Origin of the sequence: Motilimonas sp. 1_MG-2023, from assembly GCF_030547455.1 — a bacterium.
Classification (GTDB): Bacteria; Pseudomonadota; Gammaproteobacteria; order Enterobacterales; family CBDFNC01; genus Motilimonas.
This window is the reverse complement of record NZ_JAUOPX010000113.1, coordinates 1-730: the sequence shown is the minus strand read 5'-3', so window position 1 is coordinate 730 and position 730 is coordinate 1. Positions and strand designations below refer to the sequence as shown.

The 730-nt window shown below is 46.7% G+C and carries 1 protein-coding gene; it reads right to left on the bottom strand.

All coding sequences use genetic code 11. The annotated features are described in order from the left end of the window. Window positions 1-730, bottom strand: a 730-nt coding sequence (locus Q4519_RS21650; protein WP_303516002.1) for an IS3 family transposase, incomplete at both ends; no start/stop codon positions are given.

Below are 730 nucleotides of genomic sequence, written 5' to 3'. Positions count from 1 at the left end.
CCTCGTTATAAGTTTTGAAGTATTCTGCTTCAGCCTTTTGTGGCGATAGCCCCTTGTTAAACTGGTGAGGCCTGTAGCGATTGAAATAACCGGTAATGTAACTGTTAATCGCTTCAACACCCGCTGCAAATGACTGATAACCTGACCTTGGCATCCACTCGGTTTTAAAACTTCTGAAAAAACGTTCAGTGGGGGCGTTGTCGTGGCAGTTACCTCGGCGACTTAAACTTTGCTTTATACCAAACCGCCAAAGCAATTGACGATAAGTTTTACTGGTATAATGGCAGCCCTGGTCGCTGTGGAACATCAAGCCCTTTGGCTTTCCTCTGCTCTCATAGGCCATCCTCAATGCTTTCTTTGTTAGCTCGCTGTCTGGGCTTTTTGAGGTTGCCCAGCCAACAACGCGTCTTGCAAATAAGTCAATCACAACGGCTAAATATAGCCATTTAGAGCCTGTCCAAACATACGTCACATCGCCCGTCCAAACCCGATTTGGAGCGTCTGGTTTGAAGTTCCTATCTAGCAAATTCGGAATACTTAAGTGCTCTTTTTCAGCCTTAGCATAACGATGACTAGGGATTTGCCTGCTGACGAGACCCTTCTCCTTCATCAGCTTGCGAATCAACCACCGACTAGCTTTGAAGCCTGAATCAGCGAGCAATACCTGCAACGTCCTTTGACCTGCCGAACCACAACTTTTACCAAACCAGCGCTTCAGCTCAGAGATGAG